The 20952-nt window shown below is 59.4% G+C and carries 18 protein-coding genes and 1 pseudogene; 1 reads left to right on the plus strand and 18 read right to left on the minus strand.

Going from position 1 to position 20952, the window contains the following annotated elements; all coding sequences use genetic code 11:
- Nucleotides 1-14: 14 nt before the first annotated feature.
- The 16 genes from DES53_RS29745 to DES53_RS29820 form a co-directional block, all read right to left on the minus strand.
- A complete protein-coding gene (locus DES53_RS29745; protein WP_147263713.1) occupies nucleotides 15-1949 on the minus strand; it encodes a hypothetical protein in 1935 nt (644 codons plus the stop codon).
- Nucleotides 1946-2479 (minus strand): hypothetical protein, encoded by a 534-nt coding sequence (locus DES53_RS29750; protein WP_113961982.1) that lies wholly within the window; start codon nucleotides 2477-2479, stop codon nucleotides 1946-1948. Before DES53_RS29750 ends, DES53_RS29745 begins: the two co-directional genes overlap by 4 nt.
- A 5-nt stretch (nucleotides 2480-2484) precedes the next feature.
- Nucleotides 2485-2946 (minus strand): hypothetical protein, encoded by a 462-nt coding sequence (locus DES53_RS29755; RefSeq protein ID WP_113961983.1) that lies wholly within the window; start codon nucleotides 2944-2946, stop codon nucleotides 2485-2487.
- 28 nt (nucleotides 2947-2974) lie between these two features.
- The gene (locus DES53_RS29760; protein ID WP_113961984.1) at nucleotides 2975-4060 is read right to left on the minus strand and encodes a hypothetical protein; all 1086 of its coding nucleotides are present in this window, start codon (nucleotides 4058-4060) and stop codon (nucleotides 2975-2977) included.
- Nucleotides 4061-4077: 17 nt separating this feature from the next.
- The gene (locus tag DES53_RS29765) at nucleotides 4078-4680 is read right to left on the minus strand and encodes a hypothetical protein (protein WP_147263714.1); all 603 of its coding nucleotides are present in this window, start codon (nucleotides 4678-4680) and stop codon (nucleotides 4078-4080) included.
- Nucleotides 4681-4987: 307 nt separating this feature from the next.
- The gene (locus DES53_RS29770; protein WP_147263715.1) at nucleotides 4988-5485 is read right to left on the minus strand and encodes a hypothetical protein; all 498 of its coding nucleotides are present in this window, start codon (nucleotides 5483-5485) and stop codon (nucleotides 4988-4990) included.
- A gap of 48 nt (nucleotides 5486-5533) precedes the next feature.
- Nucleotides 5534-6586: an SAM-dependent methyltransferase gene (locus DES53_RS29775; protein WP_170157530.1), complete on the minus strand. Its 1053-nt coding sequence runs from the start codon at nucleotides 6584-6586 to the stop codon at nucleotides 5534-5536.
- A 105-nt stretch (nucleotides 6587-6691) separates the two neighbouring features.
- Nucleotides 6692-7495 carry a hypothetical protein gene (locus tag DES53_RS29780; protein WP_245958290.1) on the minus strand — a complete coding sequence of 268 codons (804 nt, stop codon included), beginning with the start codon at nucleotides 7493-7495 and terminating at the stop codon, nucleotides 6692-6694.
- Between the two features lie 283 nt (nucleotides 7496-7778).
- A complete protein-coding gene (trpE, locus tag DES53_RS29785; RefSeq protein ID WP_113961989.1) occupies nucleotides 7779-9290 on the minus strand; it encodes an anthranilate synthase component I in 1512 nt (503 codons plus the stop codon).
- A gap of 76 nt (nucleotides 9291-9366) precedes the next feature.
- Nucleotides 9367-10878, minus strand: a complete 1512-nt coding sequence (locus DES53_RS29790) for an NADH-quinone oxidoreductase subunit N (protein WP_113961990.1) — start codon at nucleotides 10876-10878, stop codon at nucleotides 9367-9369.
- A gap of 5 nt (nucleotides 10879-10883) precedes the next feature.
- Nucleotides 10884-12377: a complex I subunit 4 family protein gene (locus tag DES53_RS29795; protein ID WP_245958291.1), complete on the minus strand. Its 1494-nt coding sequence runs from the start codon at nucleotides 12375-12377 to the stop codon at nucleotides 10884-10886.
- Between the two features lie 18 nt (nucleotides 12378-12395).
- Nucleotides 12396-14261 carry an NADH-quinone oxidoreductase subunit L gene (nuoL, locus tag DES53_RS29800; protein ID WP_113961991.1) on the minus strand — a complete coding sequence of 622 codons (1866 nt, stop codon included), beginning with the start codon at nucleotides 14259-14261 and terminating at the stop codon, nucleotides 12396-12398.
- Nucleotides 14262-14277: 16 nt separating this feature from the next.
- A complete protein-coding gene (nuoK, locus tag DES53_RS29805) occupies nucleotides 14278-14595 on the minus strand; it encodes an NADH-quinone oxidoreductase subunit NuoK (protein WP_113961992.1) in 318 nt (105 codons plus the stop codon).
- A 13-nt stretch (nucleotides 14596-14608) separates the two neighbouring features.
- Nucleotides 14609-15172, minus strand: coding sequence for an NADH-quinone oxidoreductase subunit J family protein (locus DES53_RS29810; RefSeq protein ID WP_113961993.1), 564 nt, complete (start codon nucleotides 15170-15172; stop codon nucleotides 14609-14611).
- A gap of 6 nt (nucleotides 15173-15178) precedes the next feature.
- On the minus strand, nucleotides 15179-15712 hold the full coding sequence (locus tag DES53_RS29815; RefSeq protein WP_113961994.1) for a NuoI/complex I 23 kDa subunit family protein: 534 nt from the start codon (nucleotides 15710-15712) through the stop codon (nucleotides 15179-15181).
- 13 nt (nucleotides 15713-15725) lie between these two features.
- Nucleotides 15726-16937, minus strand: a complete 1212-nt coding sequence (locus tag DES53_RS29820) for a complex I subunit 1/NuoH family protein (RefSeq protein WP_113961995.1) — start codon at nucleotides 16935-16937, stop codon at nucleotides 15726-15728.
- 201 nt (nucleotides 16938-17138) lie between these two features.
- On the opposite strand from DES53_RS29820, the gene DES53_RS29825 reads away from it, so the two are divergent.
- Nucleotides 17139-18170 (plus strand): SHD1 domain-containing protein, encoded by a 1032-nt coding sequence (locus DES53_RS29825; RefSeq protein WP_113961996.1) that lies wholly within the window; start codon nucleotides 17139-17141, stop codon nucleotides 18168-18170.
- A 229-nt stretch (nucleotides 18171-18399) separates the two neighbouring features.
- Here the strand turns inward: DES53_RS29825 and DES53_RS29830 are convergent, their stop codons facing one another.
- Nucleotides 18400-20556: an ankyrin repeat domain-containing protein gene (locus DES53_RS29830; protein WP_113961997.1), complete on the minus strand. Its 2157-nt coding sequence runs from the start codon at nucleotides 20554-20556 to the stop codon at nucleotides 18400-18402.
- A gap of 111 nt (nucleotides 20557-20667) precedes the next feature.
- Nucleotides 20668-20952 (minus strand): annotated as a pseudogene (locus tag DES53_RS33350) (hypothetical protein); the annotation flags it as partial.

The following is a 20952-nucleotide window of genomic DNA, read 5'->3' on the forward strand; positions in this document are numbered from 1 at the left end:
GATGACCCGAATCCTCAGTTCGCAATCTCTTCGATCGTCACCAACCAGTTCAACTGGGAAATGGGCGGAAGTTCCGCAGGGCTTTGCAACGGGGTCAGTTCCGCCTGGATTTGCCCTGTATGCACGATATCGTCCCCCCCGGACTTCAAATCCAGTGGTCGCCAGGCGGCCGTGCCACCTGACTGGAGGGAACCCATCTGACCCTTATGATCGAAGGGCCGGTTGAAGGCGGTGGTGCCAACCCGCAGCTCCGCCGCGAAGATCGACATGGGCGGATAGAATTCCGTCATGGAAGATGTGCTTGGATCCGAGGGAACGGGTATCTGCATGTCATTGAGATCGTCTCCAATATAAACACGGAAGGGGCCCACGATGGAGAGTCCTCTGGTGAAAGTGCGGAGATCTCTTCCCCTGCGGATGATGATACTCATATCATTGACACCGGGAGGTGATGACACAGGCAGCGTAGTCAGGGGATCGAATGTGGGGTCGACGGCGAAACGGACACTGTTGTTGGTCACCACCGTGTCCCCGCCCTTGCTGACCAACCATGCATTCAGCCGGCTGGGGTGGAAGGTGAGGCAGGAACGACCGGTATGGGAAAGTTCCGTCTGAAACGGAATGTCATCGCCGCCAGGCTGCGCAGCGTCCGGCCAGTTGACGTCTCTTTCCAGAACCACGGTCTGTTTTGTGCCCGCTGACGTCAGAAATTTCACACGGATGGCCCTCGGGGTCTGGTCTACGAGGCCCACCATTTTGATGGCTTCGACTTCCACCTTGCAATCAATGGCGCCCCCCTTGTATTGATCCCATTTCGTCGTCGTTCCTGCCGGCTTGTTCAGGAAGGCTGTACCGCTGGGAATCGGATAGAAGACCACGCGTCCCGAATTGGCTGAGAGTGCAATGGGCAGAATACTCGACTTCGCCGCCGCCTGCATCTGCTCACGCACACCCAAGGCATCGAAGTCTTGGGTAATGGTCGTGTTGTTCAGAGTGAGCGGTCCATCGATTTCAATGGACTGGCGGCCTGCCAACCGGTCCGCGCCATGAGCTCCATTCATTTTCAGGCTGTCCGCATAGACGCCACCCGTGATTGAGACATTCGCACCCCATGCACTGCCGTCATTATGCTTCCCAATTTCGGCAAAAGTCGCTGCTTCAATCGGAAGCTGGGAGGGAATTTCATACAAGGAAAGCACGTAGGTTTTGGTGAGTCCCGGGCCTGCGCCATACTTCACCTGGAAAGCCCACCAGTTTCGCTTGGCAACGAAGGGCTGCCCCGGTTCTGCATATCCAAATCTGATATTCGGATAGGGTATCTGGTTGTACTTGGGATAGTTCACCACATTGGCACCCAGGCCAGCTTGATTGATGTAGATCTTTTCACCACTCACGATGGGGCGGGTGACATCTGCCGTCTCCAATCCCGCCGGCGGTCTCAAAAAGGGAGGCATCTTCCCTGCAAGGGCACCTGTGAAATCGCTCTCATATACCGTGGTGCCCGGCGTGACCTGGCCGACATTGCCTTTGAGATCGGTGATCCAGCTTCGCACAGTAGCTACACTGTCCTCACCAACATCCGCCGTCCGGACTCCGCTCATGCCAATGGCATTTTGGGCGTCTTGCGTGAGCGATGTCGCAGCCGCGGCCCGCCCAATCGCATCGGTGAAGATAGCGTTCCAGTCATAGGTGTTTGACGCTGCATAGTCGTTTTTCAAGCACGCGACGACTTTCGAAGGGAAGGTGGCCACCAAGGCCCTCATGAGCGCTTCTTCACGCTGATGGTAGTCGATCTTAAGCTGACTCTTCGCCGCCTGATCTCGCTTGATGATGGTGCCCTTGTAGACCATCGCCAGGCTCATAAGCAGGAACAGGCCAAAAAACGTCACCATCGGCAGCGCGGCGAAGCCACGGCGACTTTGTCTTGCACGGGATGTGGGTCTCTTCATCGGCTTCCTCCGTAGTAAGTGATCTCCTCTTGATTTGGGCCGGTCAGTTGCACACCCAGCACGCCTGAACTGCAATCGAAGCTGGCTGCGGTCAACCCATCGCAAATGGTCCACGACTGCGTCACGCCATTGGGCGAACTGTAGCAACGCAGCGCCCGTTTCCCGGTTGCAGCCACCGTGTCCACGGTGATCCAGATTTCGGTAGTATTGCCACTCGCCGAGTCGTAGAAAAGTCGCACCGCCTGGCCTCCAGACAAGATGGGCGCCGCTCCTCCGATCGCCGAGTCTCTGTTGGCATAGACGAAGTAGTGATCAGCGGCCCCAAAGATGCGCCCCACCAGGTTGCCAATTTGGGGTGCTTCCGTCGTAAGGAAGGATTGCTTTTGGAGCCACCCGGTGAAAATGACGTGCTGTTGAAGCATGGCGAACATCACCATGCTCAGCGCCAGCGTCACGCTGATCCCCAGTGATGTCTCCAGCAAGGTGAAACCCCCACGGCGTGAGGACTTCTTCCAATGGGTCGAACGCATAACTTTCATTGGGAGCGCAGAGTAGAACTGGATTTGACGTACTGGCGATCACCGACCTGGTACTTGATCACCGAGTGCAATCTCCACATGGTGAGATTGACCTCGGGTTGTGACGTATCAGCCTGGTTCTCCCGGAAGCGAATCAAGCTCCCATTCACCGCCTGACCACCCATCGTCCTTCCGAGTTGTATCGTCACGGGAGCCGGCACTACCTCAGGCCACGGAGAGTTCGTCGCCGAGATCTGTGCAAAGGGAACGCGATTTGCCAGCGCAGTCTCGCGGGTCATGATCGAGTCTGTCAGGGTCTGCATCGTGGTCCAGTCGTTGCCGCCAATGGCGAGCATCGAGGCTTTCATCATGAGCAGTGACAACACGGTGGCAGCCCCCAAGGCAATGGAGGCCTCGACCAACACCGAACCGTGCCGGCTCAGGCGGCGGCGCTTGTGAAGGAGTGCGCGCAGGTTCATAGATGCAACATCAGGGAGTGGTGCTGGCCTATTCAGCCGTGCTCAGTTTTCCGCGGGAGGAAATCACGGCGTCCACTTCAAACGAAACCACCGCCAGGCGTTCCGGAGCGCGTCCAAAGAAGGGCGTCTCCGTGATGATTTCGATGGTGTAGATGCCGTCTTTCGGGGTGTAGGTGGAAAGATTCGACACACCCAAGGCGAGGGTCATCGGCACGGTAATGGGCTCGGCCCCGCTGGAGGGGTTGTAGTGGCTGCCCATCTTGTGCTCAGTCGTGGCCACTATCGTTCCCACAGTACCGAGAGCCGCAGGGCCAGGGTAGATTTGGGCGTAGGTGCGGGAGTCCGGATAGGCATCATTGTAATGGAAGATGACCAGCGGAATTTTATCGATGAAGACCTGATTCGAAGTGATACCCTCCACGGAAGCGCTGGCAACGGGCCAGACTTCGATTTTCGGTTGGGCAATGATGGTGTCCGGAATGCCGTCCGCAGCATACCGCACCATGGTGAACTTCATCTCGCCGCAGGCCTTGGTGGCCTGGGTTTCAGTGAGTTCATGGAAGAGAGATGACATATTGATCGTGCCATTCCCCACATTCTCACCCTGATGAATGACATACTCCGTTTTGTTGAGACCGGAATAAGTGGTCTTGTCGTAGTTGGTGCCGTGAGTGGTGAAGTACACGAACTTCTCCGCCTGATTCGAGCTTCCGGGAACAAGCCCTGACACCTCAATCCTCATGGAGTACGGACGGTCCGCCCGGGTGCGTTTCACATAGCGCCCACTGGCCACATCGCCACGTACGTAGGGGTCCTCGGTATCGATCGCAAAGGCGGCTGCTGGCGAATAGGCGCGAATAAGCTTTGTATCCAGCAGGTACACTTTCGTATCCCAAGCCGTACCCCGCGCATAGAGCTGAAAGGTGTTGCCCGCTTGCGAAATGGCCAGTGTCGGCACGAATGGCCCCCCGAGATTTGACGGCAGGGTGATGTCGTACATTTGGCCAGTGGTGACATCCGTTTCACGCACCCATGCTTGGGGCGATGACTGGGCTGCCAGTTCGACGCTTGACGCGACCAACAGCAGCAAAATGTTAAGCCTGAGGGAGTTCATGGTTTCTGAGGTGATGATTATTCCTTGGCGCCAGCGGATTTGTTGGTCTTGTCAGGTACAGCTTCCAATATGGTAATTGGCCCCCCCTTGAACACGGCGACCAGGACACGCGAGTCGTTGGCAAGTTGCTCCACGGTCGCTTTTGGCATCTCCGCCTCTCCTCTGGCCACCGCCATGGACACTTCCCAGCTTCCAACCCATTTCTTGTTCTTCTCAAGGAAGGAGGGCCAGAACAGAAAAGCACCCTCCGGCTTTTCAAGAATGTGTCCCCGGAGATTCGCCGGCAGACTCAACACCGCGCCGAGCGGTACCACCGTGTGATTCTCTCCATCAAAGAGAATGATGGAGTTTTTATAGAGCGAGGGGGTCAGGTCGACCTTGACCGTAGGAGCCGCCTCGAAGGAGTTCTTATAATCCGCCAAGCGTTTCCCTTTCTGCATCTCCCGCTGGACAGCGGCCTCTGTAGGAGCTTCACGAGCCGGGGGTGCTTGCGTTCTAGCTTGACCCGCAGGAGATTGCGAAAGGATGGATGTTGCTCCGAAAACGAAGCTTGCAGCCACCAGCAAGGTGGTTTGCCCTAACCCAATCCGCGATGTGGCGTGAGAGAGAATGGAGTACACAGAGTACTTTTAGCACTCATTATTTGTATATTCCATAATTACTGTTAATTTAAATATTTCACTTAGTCTTCGCCAGTAATTCACGCGCTAAACGCAGTTCATCTGAACTGTGGGTGCTCGTGCATTTTGCAGCGATTGCAGATCTGGCTCATCCCGAGCCCATTCTTGCACTTCGGGAACCCGCTCCAAGCTTGACAGCCATACTACAAGCGAGACGCGCGCCCAACCGCCCACAAAAAAGTGCGAGGTTCCTTCACCTCGCACCATTCGTTCACTGCCAATTGTTAGCGTCCTGTTTGGAAACGACTTAGCCAAGCTTGAGCTCCGGGCGCTTTTCGAGAGCCTCAGCGATGGAAGGCCATCCGTCCGGGCGTTGCTGCTGGAACATGTGCAGATACAAACAGACCTGTTCTCCGGAATTCTCCTTCAGCATGGCATCGATGCCAGCATCGACTTTCTTGGCCTCAAGGGTCTCCGGGAGATCGTCCACCTGCCCCTTGCCATCGTGCTTGACCTCAGCGGCATCCAAAAAGGCGGTGAGCATCGGGACCTTCGCCTTCAGCAACCAGAGCTGGAGCAATTGCTCAGTCACGCCGTCATAGGCCTTCTGCTTCATGTGCGCGAGGAGCCAGTCGATGCGCTCGCTCTTCGACTTGCTGTCAAAGTACTGGGGCCGCAGCTTCCGGCTCGCACCCACCTGATAGAGGGCCGTGCGAAATGCATCCTTGGTATCTGTCTGAATGTAGCCGAGGATCTCCTGCTGCAGCGCAGGACTGAGGGAAGCGATGAGCTGATGGGCTTTCATGCGGGGCGGAGTGCCTAACATCGCCGCCACTCAGGTGCAAATATTAAGTCATGATGCAGGCACACCTGCGGGCGAAGGATGCTGCACCAGTGTTTTGAATGCGCCCCCTGCACCTTCAGGATCCAGCACATACCCATCTGCAGCACTGCTACGCCCCCGCTCGGAGGCGTTACCGACATACCGGCGGATGAAGTCTGTCTGCGTCTCAAGCGCTTCCGTGGACCAACCCAGCTTCTCCCCCCAAAGCTGCAGGTCGGTGAAATTCACATCAGCCGTGATGTCCTGCTTCCCCATGCGCTGGCACACTTCCGCGCCACTGAGCCGCTGCTGGGCAAAGTACGCACGAAGAGTGCCCCCGGGCTGGCGGTGGTACACCGCGGGGAAGACATCGCCATAGTCGATGGTTAACATGGCTCCGCGGTCCCACAACAATCTCCAGCTCTCGAGCCACTCCTGGTAGGACCAGTGCACCTCAATCCGTTGCCCCTGGCGTGGGCCACCCCGGGGCCACCCTGCTCGTGACAAGGCCGATGCCTGGAGTTCAGCGCTGGCAGTCCCATCCGCCAGTTCGCCGGCCACGGGAGCTCCCAATTCCTCCTGCCAGTCCCCCTCTCCTCGCCGCATCCAGATTTCGCGCCACGCGACCGATGGCTCGTCCCACTGCAGCAGGGTCGCGGGAAATGCGTCCACGAGCTCGTTGTGAAACACAAAGGCCCTCCCCTCCGCGGCCTCCATGGCAGCGCTCATGGAGTCATGCCACGTGGCCGCGCGCGGGCCCAGTTTCACCCGCTGCTGTTCCCGCAGGACCGGGGACGTTTCCACCATGTGCCAGCGCAACCGCAGGCGCGTCCACCAGCCCAGGGATCGGCGCACGACATGGGACAGGACTCCACTTCCACCTCCGACCTCAATCACCGCATGCACGCCCGGCTGCGCTCGCAGCTGGGCTTTCAACCATCCCGCCACAGCCTCTGCCAGGAGAGTGCCTGCTGTTGCCGAGGTGGAGAAATCACCCCGCCTGCCGACCGTGCGCACATGCGTGGTATAATACCCTGTATCAGGGTCAAACAACGCCTGCCGCATCCATTCGCGGAATGGCATGGTCGTTTCCCCGGAATCCTGCATACACTACCAAAGCCCGCGAAGCGTCGCAGGCAAGGTTCAAGAACCAATCTGCACGATACTCGTGCCGGCGGACACTTTCGGTTAGCGAAGCTGCATGGGCTTGGATCCGTTCTGGCGGAACCATTCATCACGCTGGCGGCGCAGTTCTTCAAGGCGGGCGGCCACGAGGTCCTTGTCCTTGCCGGCCTGCTGCACAAAGTGATTGTTCGTGCCGTACATTTTCCAGGGACCGTCCGGCACTTCATGCACATCCACAAAGCGCCAGTCCACCTTGTGATTGGTGCTGAAGCCAAGATAGTCACGAACCGCGGGGGACACATCGAGTCCAGCTCCACCATTCTTGTAATTGGCCGGCTTCGCATCACCGAAGACGTAGTCCGCGTCATCAGTCAGGAAGGGACCACAGTCACTCCACTGTGCATAGCAGATGCGATCCTGGTAGCGGATGGCAATCCAGCGATCACGGCACACGGACTTGCCATGGCGCTCAAAGGTCTGTTTGAACCATGGGATCATGCGAGCCGCGTCGGGCTTCGTGGTCCTGTAGTCAAGGCAGTCGTTGTAGGGCAGCGCCACGTAGAACGGATTTTGCTTGGGCACGAAAGCGGCCGGGCGGTAGTCGGGAGCGCGCTTGTTGGGATCCGGATCGTCATAGCCACCAAAATTCGCCGTCCAAGCCGTGTCCCAAGAACTCTTGGTATTGGGCGTGGGATTGTTTTGCGTGGGAAGCTCGCCCACCCAGAATACCGTGGTCATGACATCCGTCTTCCACGGGTAGCGCGTGTAGGTGGCGCGAGGAAGTGTGGGAGCAAAGACGCGGGGAAGCGTCGACGAGGTGACCGAGGGCGCCGGAGTCGCAGGCTGCTGGCGGGAGGTCGAAAGCATTCCCATGGACGCTGTTTCACGGGAAATACCCACAGCCACAGGGGAAAGCGTTTGCGCAAATAGGCTGCCTCCAGCCATCAGAGACAGGACTGCAAGATGGCGGCAAAGAGTTGTCTTGCGAATCATGAGCAGATTTGGGGGCGCGCGCAGATGTGAAGAAAATTTACCACAAGCCGATCGCGCGTGGCAATCCGTCAGGCACTACTTTTTCAGAAATTTTCCAGAAAGTCGATTGGCGATAATTTATGAAATTATTCAGCAAGCCAAAGCAAATGCGTTTTTCTCAGCTTCCGAGTTCCTTGGCGCGCTGCAAAGCACGCAACAATCCGCGCGCCTTGTTCACGGTCTCATTGAATTCATAAGTCGGATCCGAATCCGCCACCACACCCGCGCCTGCCTGCACATACGCGTGCCCACCTTTCAGCACGCACGTGCGCAATGCGATGCAACTGTCGAGCGAACCATCGAACCCGAAGTAACCCACGGCGCCCGCATAAGCGCAGCGCTTGTTTTTCTCCAGCTCATTGATAATCTCCATGGCGCGCACCTTGGGTGAACCGCTCACCGTGCCGGCAGGGAAAGTGGCACGCATCACATCATAGGAGTTCCTATCAGGAGCCAGGGTGCCCTCGACGTTGGAGACAATGTGCATGACGTGCGAGTAGCGCTCGATGATCATCAATTCGTTCACACGCACGCTGCCGTGATTGGAGACACGGCCCACATCATTGCGCGCGAGATCCACGAGCATGATGTGTTCAGCACGTTCCTTGGGATCCTCCAGGAGTTCCTTTGCCAGCGCATCATCTTCCGCCGGCGTCTTCCCTCTCCACCGTGTGCCTGCGATGGGGCGAATTTCGATTTTTCCATCGAGACACTTTACATGCACTTCCGGCGAACTGCCCACCAGGGCAAAATCATCCGGGAAGTCCAGGCAGAACATGTACGGGGAAGGATTCACGTGCCGCAGCGCGCGGTACAGATCAATCGGAGTGCCCGTGTAGTCCGTTTCGAACCGCTGCGATGGCACAAACTGGAAGATGTCCCCCGCCTTGATGTATTCCTTTCCGGCGGTCACCATGGCCTCGTATTCCGCCTGGGTCGTATTGCCATGGATCTCAAGAGCTCCATTCGCCGCCTCAGGCGCAAACGCCTGCAACGCCTTCACCTGAATGGGCGCCTCAAGCTTGGCGATGATCTGCTGGATGCGTTTTCCAGCCCACTCGTATGCCACCTCAAGCGATGCATGATCCGGCACAAAGACATTCGCCACAATGGTGAGCTTGCGGTGCTTGTGGTCAAAGATGACCACCGTGTCCGCAATCATGAACACCATGTCCGGTACACCCAGCGAATCAGGAGGTGCAGCAGGCAGGGTGGGCTCAAAGAACCGCACCATGTCGTAGGACAAGTACCCCACGGCGCCACCATGAAACACGGGAAGCGGAGCCGGTGAGACCGGCTTGAAGGCGGCCATGATGTTCTCCAACTCCTTCATCGGATCCCCGGGAGCGGTGTAGTGGCGCTTTTTGCCCTGCTCCTCGATTTCAATTTCGCGACCGCGCGCCGTGAAGATGAGCCGCGGCTCGCTGCCCAGCAACGAGTAGCGGCCGGAATGCTGGGTCAGCTCTGCGGATTCCAGCAGGAACCCGTGCCTGCCATCATGGATCTGCCGGAAGGCAGAGAGCGGTGTCTCGTAGTCCGCAGCCAGCTCCACCCACACCGGCACAAGGTTGCCTTGTGTTGCACGGGAGGAGAAGGTCTTGAAGTCGGGCTGCAGGAAACGTTGGAACATGGGAGCGCGGAGTCTAGCGCATCCCGGCAAATTTGCACAAGAGAAGGGTAATCTCTCCTTCCCTGCTGCCCACTGACTAGTGCTTCTCCACCGCGGTGGCCACGTGGGCCTTGGCAGCGCCCTTGTCCCCAAGGGCCTTGCGGACGGAGTCCGGATAGACACCCATCACCACAATGCTGGCGGTGAAGAGTACCAGGAGCACCACAGAAGGCAGTCCAAGCTTGAGCTTCACCGGAGCGGCCTCGCCCTCCGTTTTGGAATATAGCGAAAGGATGACTCGGAAATAGTAATAGAAGCCCACCGCGGCGCCAATGACCGCAATGGCGAGATAGGGATAGAGCCCATCCAGCACCGTGGCGAAAATGACGAGGAACTTGCCCATGAATCCGGCGGTGAGTGGCAGGCCCGCCAGGGAAGCCAGCGCAAGGGTCACCGCCATTCCCAGCTTTGGATTGCTTAGCGCCAGACCACGCAGGCTGGCGATTTCTTCCCCGAGACCCTGGGCCCGCGCCACGCTCAGAAGGAGGAAGCAGATGAAGGTCATGGGAAGGTAGGTCGCCAGGTAGAAGGCGGCGATCTGTCCGGGAGTAAGTCCCGTGCCACCCGCAGGTGAACAACCCAGCACAATCAGAAGGTAACCGGCATGCGCGATGCTGGAGTAGGCAAGCAGGCGCTTGAAGTTCGTCTGCGCGATCGCCGCCAGGTTGCCGAGCAGGATGGTCGCACCACCCAACACGAGCAACACGTGCGAGATCGGCTGGGCTATGGCAGAACCTTCAGCGAGGAAAGTCTCCACCACACGGGTGAGCACTATGAATCCCGCCGCCTTGGAGCCCACCGAGAGAAATGCCGTCACCGGAGTGGGCGCACCTTGATAGACATCCGGCACCCAGATGTGGAAGGGCACGGCACCCACCTTGAATCCGAGCCCAGCAATCACCAGAGCGGCGGCGAACAGCAACGGAGCAGTGCTGCCCTCCCAATGCTTGAGAGATTTGGCGATGTCTTCGAGCGTCAAAGCGCCGGTCATGCCATACAACCAGGCAAGGCCGTAAATGAGAAGACCCGTGCTGAGAGCGCCCAGGATGAGGTATTTCACCCCGGCCTCCAGCGAAGCCGCGCTGCGTCGCATGTAGGCCACCAGCACGTAGAAGCTTACGGTCACAAGCTCCAGCGCGACGAAGATGGTGATCAGGTCCTTGGCCGAAGCCATGACCATCATGCCCACACAAACAAAGACGGGCAGGCTGAAGAATTCGCCAAGGCCCGCTTCCTTGTGCTTCTCGGGGTAGGTGGCCACGTACTGGTTCACCACCGGGGCGTATTCCAGCGAGAGCACAATCGTGGCAATGGTTGCCACCAAGGCGAGACCCTTATAGAAGAGCGCCAGTGCATCGACCGCGTAGAACTCCTCCATGCCCGGGGCCTGGCCGCTCGCCCCACCAAACACGAGGATGAGCAGCGCCAGGGTGAGACCTCCAATGGCTCCATAGGCAAGCGTCTTGCGCGGCACACGGGTGAACGACTCCACCAGCAGCAGCACAAGGCCGAGCACACCAAGAGCAAGTTCCAGAGAGAGCGGAGACATCAGAGTTATTTCGCAGCAAAGAGAGTCCCAAGCGAGGCATCGATCACCTGCAGGAGCGACGCCGGATAGACGCCAACAATGAGCAGAGCCGCGACCAGCAGAATCATTGGCACACGCAAGCCGTAGCCCGGATCACTGACATAGAGTCCCGAAGCCGCCTGACCGAAGAAGAGTTTCCGATAGGCCCGCAGCATGTACACGGCACTGATCACCACGCCCCAGAGGGAAAGAATGGTGGCCACCTGCAGAAACGTGAAGCCCTCGGAAGGACGGAAGTTCACAAACGTGGAGAAGAAGATCATCACCTCGCCCGAGAAATTTGCCAGACCAGGCAGGCCAATGGAGGCGAAGGCAGCAATGCCGAATACCAGGCTGAGGAACGGAGCGTTCTTCGCCAGGCCACCGAGCTTGGAGAATTCAAGCGTCCCGAGCTGGTTGCGGAGTCGGCCGCAGATCATGAAAAGCAGCGCCACGGAGATGCCATGGCCGAACATGAGGAGCACAGCGCCATTCGTGCCGATGGCATTGCCAGCAGCGATGCCGAGGAAGATGTAGCCCATGTGCATCACGCTCGAGTTCGCGAGCATGGTGTCCAGGCGTGTCTGGTAGAGCGTGACAAAGCCGATGACGAGGATGTTCCCCAGCAGCATGTAGAGCAGTGCATCCTGCACCCACGGAGTCTTCGCCGCGTCCGGGAGCAGCGGCAGCGCAATGCGGATGAGACCGTACAGGCCGAACTTCTTCAGCACACCCGAGTGCAGCATGGCGACCGGAGTGGGAGCCGCAGCGTAGGCAGGAGCCGCCCAGCTATGGAAGGGAAACAGGCTCACCAGCGTGCCGAAACCCACCAGCAGTACAAAGAAATTGGCGGGCGCATATTGAGCATAGGGCGCATCTGCCTTCAGCGGGTGCTGCATGAGGGTCAGCAGATCAAAGGTCAACTCTCCGCCAGGAGGACGGCAGTACCACACCACACCCAAAAGACCAGCCAGCAGCACGAGACTGCCCACACCGAGATAGATCGTGATGCGCCACGCAGCCTGGCGCTTCTCGCCATGACCATACAGGGCGATCATCAGGAAGGTCGGAATCAGCGCCAGCTCGTGGAACGCATACAGGAAGAAAACGTCCGTGCAGAGGAAGGCACCCAGTGCGCCGCAGGAGATGAGCAGCGAGGCTCCGTAATGCAGGCGCTCCTTGCTCGTGGTGGCCCATACCGCCGCAAGTGTCACCAGCACCGTGAGCAGGGCAAGCGTGAGGCTCACACCATCTGCACCGACGGCAAACGCAATCTTCGGCGAGGAAAGCACCTCATGCGAATTCTTGTACGCCATGAAGCCCTCAACGGACTTGTCACCGCGGTACTGGACGAACAATCCCGCCACCAGCAACAGATTCACCACCGAAGCACCCAGTGCCGTCGCGCGACCAGGCGCACCCAGCCAGATGGCAATGGCGGCCAGCAGCGGAAGCAGGATGATGATTTCGAGAGGACTCACGGGTCAGAAGTGGGATGCTTAATTCTTGGATGAGGCGTACACCGCCAGATACACCGCGATGACGATGCCAAGACCGAGAACAAAGGTGTAGGCCTGCAGGCCACCGCTCTGGATGCGGCGCAGCACGTTGCCGGACGACTTTGCCAGTGCGGCTGGCAGGCGGACCGTGAGCCCGTCCACCACGATGCTCTCAATGCCATTGATGATCCACGCCAGGCGATCCTGGCCATACTTCACCAGACCGGCGTAAAACTCATCCCAGTAGAACTTGTTGGCGAAAATCGGGATGTTGAGGGGATCCTTGTCCTTGCCCTTGTAGATTTTCACCGCAACCAGGTAGCCCGCAATCAACACCGCCACGGAGAGGATCAGCACCACGTTGTTGTGATGTTCTTCAGGAACCATCGCACTCAGCGTACCGGCGATCCAGGTGGAAATCAGCGAGGGGATGGCCAGAATCGCCAGGGGAAGAATCATCACGAGCGGCGACTCATGCGCATGGTCGGCGTGTTTGGTCCGGCTCTTGCCCAAGAAGACCACGACCACCAGTCTCGTCATGTAGAAAGCGGTCAAGAACGCAGTGGCAACCCCCATGATGAAGAGCAGCAGATTCCCATGGCCCTCGTGCGGATACGCGGCAATGAGAATGCCTTCCTTGCTCCAGAAACCACTGGTGATGTACGGCACCCCCATGAGCGCAGCCGTGCCGATGACAAAGGTGTAGAAGGTCACGGGCATTTTCTTGGCCAGCCCGCCCATCTTCCAGATGTCCTGCTCATGGTGGCAGGAGTGAATGACCGCACCTGCGCCAAGGAACAACAGCGCCTTGAAGAAGGCGTGCGTGTACAGGTGGAACATGCCCTCATTGGGAGCCATGAGGCCGACGGCCATCACCATGTAGCCCAGCTGCGAAAGCGTGGAGTACGCCAGCACCTTCTTGATGTCGTTCTGCTGGGTCGCCATCAGGGCGGCCATCAAGGCAGTGATGCCGCCGATATAAGAGATGACTTCCAGGGCCACCGGGCTGGCATAGAGGAGGAAATACACACGCACCAGCATGTACACCCCGGCTGCCACCATGGTGGCAGCGTGAATGAGGGCCGACACAGGGGTGGGACCTTCCATCGCGTCCGGAAGCCACACGTGCAGAGGCGCCTGTGCGCTCTTGCCCACTGCGCCGAGGAAAAGACCGAGGCAGGCGATGGTGAACAGCTCAGGCTGGTGCTTTACAAAATCCTTCAAAAGACTGCCGGACGATGCCATGGCATCCTTCATCTCCGAGAAACTCAGCACGCCTTCCGTCAGGTTCCCCGTGGCTCCGAACAGGATGAGAATGCCTGCCATGAAGCCGAAGTCGCCCACACGGTTCGTGATGAAGGCCTTCTTTGCGGCATCACTCGCTTCAGGCTTGGTAAACCAGTGACCGATGAGCAGGTAGGAACTCACCCCCACCAATTCCCAGAAAAGGAACATCATCACCAGATTGTCCGCCAGCACGATGCCATTCATCGAGAACATGAAGAGCGAGAGCGCCGCGAAATAGCGCGCCTTCGCAGCATCATCCTTCATGTAGCTAGTGGAATAGATGTGCACCAGCATGCCAATGAAGGTCACGATGAAGAGCATGCCCTTGCTCTGCTGGTCGACGATGAAACTGATGTTCGCCTTGAAATCACCCACCTGCAGGAAGGGGTACATCAGGAGGCGATCCTGATCCTTCGCGCCGAGAAAGACGAGCGCGCACAGGAACATGATGACAGCCACGCCCGTGGAGATGAGGTGAGCGGTATTCTTCAGCACCCCGTGCAACAGGGTGATGACCACCGCTGATGCCAGCGGCAGCAGCAGCACCATGCCTGTAAGGGTTTCGGGAGAGAAATTCATCAGATCGTCGGAGTTGTCAGCCCTTCATCTTCTCCACGGCGCCCACATCGACGCTCTGCTTCGCGCGGAAGAGCGCCACAATGATGGCGAGACCCACGGCCACCTCGGCGGCAGCCACGGTGATGGTGAAGAACACCAGCGCCTGGGCATTGTAATCGGGAAGTCCCTCCACGAGACGGAAACGGGAAAAGGCCACCAGCGTGAGATTCGCGGCGCTCAACATCATCTCCAGGCACATGTAGATGGTGAGGATGTTCCGCCGCACGACCACGCCCACCAGCCCGATCGCAAAGAGCAGGCCGCTGACCATGAGGTAATGACTGAGGGTAACCATCGCAGGACTGGGACTAATTCACTTCACGCTTGCTGAGGATGACCACGCCCACGGTGCCGACCAGAAGGAGCACACCCACGAGCTGAATCTGAAAGGGGTAACGCTGGAAGAGGGCCTGGCCCACCAGCTTGGCGTCAGGGAGGGACTCACGCTCGAGATCCTTCTTGATGCCTGGCAGCTTCTGCGCCGCCGTGGCGCGCTCAAACTGCACCGGCACATCGGACAGTTTCGTCTTACCCTTGTCGAAATTCGCCAGGATGCTCCCAAGCTGGGCCACGAAAATGATGGCAAGCAGTGCGCCGCCCACCACCGGGAGTGCATTCACCTTCTTCAGCGCCTCTGCCTTGATATCCAGAAGCATGATGATGAAAAGGAACAGCACCATCACCGCGCCGGCGTACACAAGGATCTGGATGATGCCGATGAAGTAGGCGTCCAGACTCACGAAGAGCGCAGCCAGACCCACGAAGCTCATCACCAGGGAGAGCGCGCTGGCCACCGGATTGCGCAGCACCACGACCATCAGGCCGAAGACCAGCGTCATCGCAGCAAAGAAATAAAACAAGAAGGACGGCATGACGGCTTACTTCAGATCGTTCCACTTGTTCACCAGGCCCTCACGCACGCCGCCAATCTCATAAAGCTTCTTCTTGTCGTGCACCATCTCTGCACGGCTCAGGCCGGTGATGGCGTAGTCCTTGCGAAGGAAGATGGCCTGCTCAGGGCAGACCTCCTCGCACATGCCGCAGTAGATGCAGCGGATCATGTCGATCTTGAACTCCTGGGGGCGCTTCTCCACCTTGGCCCACTTGTCTTCGCTGGGGATTTCCTCAGGCGTGATGGTGATGGCGCGGGGCGGGCAGATGAATTCGCAGAGCTGGCAGCTCACGCAGCGCTCGCGGCCGTGCTCGTCCGTCACCAGGGTGGGCGCACCACGGTAGTGATCGGGCAGGTTCGCATCCCACTTCTCCTCGGGATACTGCATGGTCACCTTCTTGCGACCACGCACGATGGCAATGGCGTGGCCGAGGGTGATGCGCAGGCCCTTCAGGAACGTGGAGATAAACCAGCGCTCATGCCATTTCAGTTTGGGACGTTTACAGACAATCGTGGCCATAATCGCGGGTCGATCAGATGCGGAACCACAGCATGAGCACGGCGGTCAGGAACACATTCGCCAGTGCGAGTTCAAAGAATACCAGCCAGCCCAGCTTCATGAGCTGGTCATAGCGGAAGCGCGGCAGTGTCCACCGCACCCAGATGAAGAAGATGATGAAGCCCACCACCTTGATGAGGAAGCTGCCGATGTGCAGCAGACCCAGCCACCAGGGAGTCGCACCCTCATGGTAGGTGAGCTGAATGCCGGTCCACTGCTCAATCAGTCCACCAAAGGGGATGCTCCAGCCGCCGAGGAAGAGGGTGACCGCCAGACCGGAACCGATGATCATCGCGGCGTACTCTCCCATGAAGAACAGGGCGAACTTCATCGAGCTGTACTCGGTGTGGTACCCGGCCACGAGTTCCGTTTCGCACTCGGGAAGGTCGAAGGGCGCACGGTTCGTCTCGGCAAACATCGAAATCACGAAGATGACGAAGGAAATGGCGATCGGAATGAGCAGGACGAAGCGGCCGAAGCTGAGACCTTCACCCCAGAAAGGCAGGAGCAGCCAGCCGTTCTTGTCCTGATAGCGGGCGATTTCGGAGAGGTTCAGATCACCAAGAATCATCAGCACCGGGACGATGGAGAGGCCCAAGGCGATTTCGTAGGAAATCATCTGGGAGGAGCTGCGCACACCGCCGAGGAAGGGGTACTTTGAGTTCGACGACCAGCCCGCCAGCACGATGCCGTACACGCCGAGCGAGGCGATGGCGAAGGTGAAGAGCGGTCCGATGTTGAGGTCCGCAATGACCAGCGCCACCGGCTGATGCACCCAAGCACCTTCCACGCCGAACTTCGTGAGCCAGCTCAGATCCAGCTCGCTTCCGAAGGGAATGACCACCGCCGTGAGCAAGGCCGGCACCATGACCAGCGTGGGAGCCAGCCAGTAGTAGAATTTCTTCACATGGGAGGGCGTGAAGTCCTCCTTCAACAGGAACTTGAGGCCGTCTGCCAGGGGCTGAATGAGACCAGCCAGGGGGATATCTTTCTTCCCTCCGAAAAGGGTGAGCGGAATGCCAGTGCGGTTCGGGCCGACGCGATCCTGGATGATGGCACTCACGCGGCGCTCGGCATACACCGAGTAGGCCACCATGGGCAAAATGACCAGGAAGCTGAAGAACACGATCTTCACCGCCGAAGCGATGAGATAGGCGAGATTGATGCTGTCTAGAAAGCTACCCATGAGCCAACCGCGAACCCGCGGGACGTAGAGACCGATCTCACTACCGGAGGCGGGGCGGGGCGGCAAATTGAATTTGTGAAAAATTTCACAAGCCGGATTTCCGCTTGCCCGTCCCCGCGCTCAGACCACCCTCCCAAGGGCTGCAATTCTGAACAGAGTTTCTCTTGCCGACCACCGAACTTTTCGATAAAACGCAAACCCATGAAGAAAACTCTGGTTTGCTGGGCAGCTATTTCCCTCACCCTGACCGCCGTGGCTGGCGCACGGACCTTCACCGACAAGAATGGCCGCACCATGGAGGCGGAAATCGTGGCGAAACAGGGCGACCAAGTGCGCATCAAGCGTGCGGATGGCCAGCAGTTCACCGTGCCCGCCACCGCCTTCTCTCCGGAGGACCAAGAATACATCAAGACCTGGCAGACTCCCGCGACCGCATCGCTCACGCCCAGAACTCCCGCGAAACCCGGCGCTCCAGCCACGCCCGCAGCCGCACCCTCGGGTCCTGCCGACCCCCGCGTGAAGCCCGGGGCCGTGGTCGCCCTTGAGTTCCCCAGCCTGCCAAAGGACCACAACGGCAACACCGCCACCTGCAACGTACGCATTCCCGAGGACTACGACCCCACGAAGCCGGTGCCACTGCTGGTGTGGATTGCAGGCGGCAAGGGCGGCAACACCCCCAACGGCGGATTCTCGCTCGTGGACAAGGGGCACTACGCCATCGCCGCCCTCCCCTACCCTTCCACGGCCCCGACACCCGCCGATGCCCTCGACAACCCCAAGGACTTCGATGTCATCATCGACTATCACAAGGCCATGCTCGCCGATCTGGTGAAGCTGCTGCCCAACCTCGACCCAAAAATCCGCCTCGTGGCGGGGTTCAGCAACGGAGCCCACACTATCGGCACCAACATTTCGCGCGGTGAGGGCTATTTTATCGATCTCTTTAATGCCTTCATCATCATCGAAGGCGGCGGCAACAAGGTCGATGCGAAGAAAAAGCTCCGCGACAAATTCGCCTACCTCGCCTGGGGCAACGACCTCGCCAACAAAGGCGGCAAAAACTACATGGCCAGCTATGTCTGCAAGACCGTGAAGGACGCTCGCTTGCAGGTCACTGACCACGAAATGGATGGCGTGGGCCACGCCTTCCCGGACTCCGAGAAGGTGCTGGTGAAGGATTGGATTGAGAAGACCGTGGTGCCAGGGTTGGCGGCAGGGCCGAAGAAACCCTGACCGTAGGGATTTCAGCGGGGGGCGCTCCGAGCAGAGCGGACTTTGTCGCAAATGAAGCCAGGTTACCTCGCGGCATGCGCAGCGGATTGATCTTGTTTTGGGGTCATGCGAGTCACAGGCCTTCTTAAAAACCGTCAGGTCTGACCCCGAGCCCGTACGTTGTTCCACGCCACCCCTGCACCTTCAGCACCTTTCGGCCGCCCCTCTCAATCGGTCTGACCTGAAGGGATCACCGCTTGATTACCACCTTCGCCGCCTTCTCCACCGCAGCGATCGTCCGTTCAAAGGGGGTGGAGCATCCTCGCTGCGTGCAGGCGTCCTGCATCAGGTCACTGAGGTTGCCTCCGCCCGCAGGGGGATTCGGATCGGCGCCTGCAGCCACGAGCATCTCGATGACGTTCGCGTTGCCGCCCGGATTCCGCGTGAAGACGGCGGTGGTCACTAAAACCAGCTGCGGTGGTCCTGGCGGATTGTCCGAGGCGGCGAATGCTCCTGCCTCCAGCAACAGCTTCACGCATTTCTCGAAGTCCGGCGCGGGTCGCTGGTTGTCGTAGGGATGCGAATTCCACACCGCATTCCACAGCGGTTGCTTCAGGTCGCTTATGTCATCCCGTTTGCCACGATGAGCGAGGAGTTCGGCGAGCGCCTCGTGGTGCCCCTCGGAGGCGGCCGCATCGAAGGCATTCTCCTCGGGGCTCGGCGCGAGCGGCACGCCTTTCCTGAGCGCCACGCGTACGGCATCCAGCTCACCCAGGCGGGCCGCTGACGGCAACGCGGCCTTCCAGAACTCCGGCTTCTCGGCAAAGGAGGGCGCTGCCTGCAAAAGCTCCCGCACCTTCGCACCGTCTTTCATCGCGAGGTGGAACGCGAGGTCGGAGACGCCCTTCGCGCCTGCCTCCCGCAGAATCTTCGCCACGTCTGCGTGACGGTTCATGATGGCGATCTGGAGCAGACCGCCCGGCCTCTCGCCTGCGTTGGGGTCAGCCCCGTGCTTGAGCAGGATCTTCGCCGTTTTGAGAGAGCCGAAGATCGCACACTCCTCCAGCGGCAGTATCTGGAAGTCGGCCGACGGGCCCCATTGCCCTTTCTCATTCGCCTTCGCGCCATGCTTCAGCAACACTTCCGCCACCTCGGCCTGATCTCTGTGTGCCGCTGCGACCAGGGCTCTCTGGGCCGCGGCGGGATCCATCTTGCCGCGCGCCTCGATCACCGCCTCCATCGCACCAGCGGAAGCATTCCCGTAGACCATGTCGCTGAAGAGAGCGTCGCCACCCTCCACCTTCGCGCCTGCAGCGATCAGCTTGCGGGCGATCTCCGCGTTCCGCGCGCCAGAGAGGGGTGTCCGGCCAAACGTGTCCACATGGTTGGGATCCACGCCGGCGGCGAGCAGCAGTTCGACCGTGCGCGCGTCTCCCGCGTCAAAGAGCGGTGTCTGGCCAAACTCGTCCACACAGTTGGGATCCACGCCGGCGGCGAGCAGCAGTTCGACCGTGCGCGCGCCTCCCGCGTCAAAGAGGAGGTTCCGTTTGTTGTCGCCGCTCATCTTCGGATCGAGCCCTTGCTTCAGCATCCACTCGACCATGTCCGCCCCACCGTAGCGGGCGATATAGGTGAGAATGCTCACATTGCGCCCGAAGAGCCTGGCATGCACGTTCGCCCCGCGCGCCTTCAGCAGTTCTGCGATGGCTACGGACTTGGTGAGGCAGAGCGGTGTGTAGTCCCAGCCGGGATGCTTCGGCTGATCCACGGCAGCCCCACGATCAAGCAGCAGCCGCACCGCTTCGATCTGGCTCTTGACCGCAGCTTGGGTCAGTGGCGTGTGCCGGCTCGTGGCCACGCAGTTCACGTTCACACCGGCATCGAGCAGCCGCCGGATGGTCGCCACATCACCCTTGCCTGCGGCCGCAACGAGTTCGTCCTGATCGGCCCGTTGCCGCCGCGTCTCGGTGGCCCGCCGCATGACCCACTCCGCCATCTCCGCGTCACCGGCATCGCGCCGGCCTTCCAGGCGGGCGGGATCGAGCCAGCTTGCGAGCATGGCATCGATCATCTCCTTGCGTCCGCCTCGGACCGCCTCCGTGAGCAGCGCGTCGTCCGGCTGCCAGTCCTTGCACAGGAGTGTCTTGCGCAGTTCACCCAGCAGGACCGTGAAGGCCGGCAGTTCGCCGTCGCGCACCAGTCCGTCGAGTAGTCCCTTGGCACTGGTGTCATCGAACGAGCGCTTTTCCAATGACTTCGTGATGAGCCGGGAGACCTCCGCGGCATCCCCCGCGCGTGCCGCCGCGAGGAGGGAGGCCTCGATCTTCGTGGGTTCCGGACTCGCAGCCAGTCCGGCTGCCACGGAAAAAAACAGCAGAACGGCGGGAAGGACAGTGCGTGTCTTCATGGCGATTACGCGGAGGGTACCAGATCCCAAAAATGATAGCACCAAGAAAAAAACGTCCCAGCACTTCCCAGCATCCCGCATCTCATCCACTCGCCAGGACCAAGGAGCGGACTATGGCTTCTCTTTGTGTAGTTCTCCGAGCATCTCGATCAGGGCGTCCACCATCTTCACCGAGGCGTCGATCTGTACCTTGTTGACGCCGATCCATGTCTCGTAGCCGCCGAGCTTGTGCTGAGCGGGTGTCGGCAGGTAGCCATGCGAGCCGTTGGCGATGGAAATGTTCATCAGAGGACGGATCGGACTGCGCTGCTTCAGCTCCAGGCCGATCTCAGCAAACACCTCGAAAGGCATCGCTGCGACGGCCAGGTCGCCGATACGGTGCGTCTGCACGATGAC

Source organism: Roseimicrobium gellanilyticum (assembly GCF_003315205.1).
GTDB lineage: Bacteria > Verrucomicrobiota > Verrucomicrobiia > Verrucomicrobiales > Verrucomicrobiaceae > Roseimicrobium > Roseimicrobium gellanilyticum.

Excerpts from the sequence above, each read along its gene's own strand:
- trpE (WP_113961989.1), bottom strand. The coding sequence starts at position 9,290 with ATGTTCCAACGTTTCCTGCAGCCCGACTTCAAGACCTTCTCCTCCCGT.
- DES53_RS29760 (WP_113961984.1), bottom strand. The coding sequence starts at position 4,060 with ATGAACTCCCTCAGGCTTAACATTTTGCTGCTGTTGGTCGCGTCAAGC.
- DES53_RS29815 (WP_113961994.1), bottom strand. The coding sequence starts at position 15,712 with ATGGCCACGATTGTCTGTAAACGTCCCAAACTGAAATGGCATGAGCGC.
- DES53_RS29755 (WP_113961983.1), bottom strand. The coding sequence starts at position 2,946 with ATGAACCTGCGCGCACTCCTTCACAAGCGCCGCCGCCTGAGCCGGCAC.
- DES53_RS29830 (WP_113961997.1), bottom strand. The coding sequence starts at position 20,556 with ATGAAGACACGCACTGTCCTTCCCGCCGTTCTGCTGTTTTTTTCCGTG.
- nuoL (WP_113961991.1), bottom strand. The coding sequence starts at position 14,261 with ATGAATTTCTCTCCCGAAACCCTTACAGGCATGGTGCTGCTGCTGCCG.
- DES53_RS29810 (WP_113961993.1), bottom strand. The coding sequence starts at position 15,172 with ATGCCGTCCTTCTTGTTTTATTTCTTTGCTGCGATGACGCTGGTCTTC.
- DES53_RS29770 (WP_147263715.1), bottom strand. The coding sequence starts at position 5,485 with ATGAAAGCCCATCAGCTCATCGCTTCCCTCAGTCCTGCGCTGCAGCAG.
- DES53_RS29750 (WP_113961982.1), bottom strand. The coding sequence starts at position 2,479 with ATGCGTTCGACCCATTGGAAGAAGTCCTCACGCCGTGGGGGTTTCACC.
- DES53_RS29745 (WP_147263713.1), bottom strand. The coding sequence starts at position 1,949 with ATGAAGAGACCCACATCCCGTGCAAGACAAAGTCGCCGTGGCTTCGCC.
- DES53_RS29825 (WP_113961996.1), top strand. The coding sequence starts at position 17,139 with ATGAAGAAAACTCTGGTTTGCTGGGCAGCTATTTCCCTCACCCTGACC.
- nuoK (WP_113961992.1), bottom strand. The coding sequence starts at position 14,595 with ATGGTTACCCTCAGTCATTACCTCATGGTCAGCGGCCTGCTCTTTGCG.
- DES53_RS29775 (WP_170157530.1), bottom strand. The coding sequence starts at position 6,586 with ATGCCATTCCGCGAATGGATGCGGCAGGCGTTGTTTGACCCTGATACA.
- DES53_RS29820 (WP_113961995.1), bottom strand. The coding sequence starts at position 16,937 with ATGGGTAGCTTTCTAGACAGCATCAATCTCGCCTATCTCATCGCTTCG.
- DES53_RS29790 (WP_113961990.1), bottom strand. The coding sequence starts at position 10,878 with ATGTCTCCGCTCTCTCTGGAACTTGCTCTTGGTGTGCTCGGCCTTGTG.
- DES53_RS29780 (WP_245958290.1), bottom strand. The coding sequence starts at position 7,495 with ATGCTTTCGACCTCCCGCCAGCAGCCTGCGACTCCGGCGCCCTCGGTC.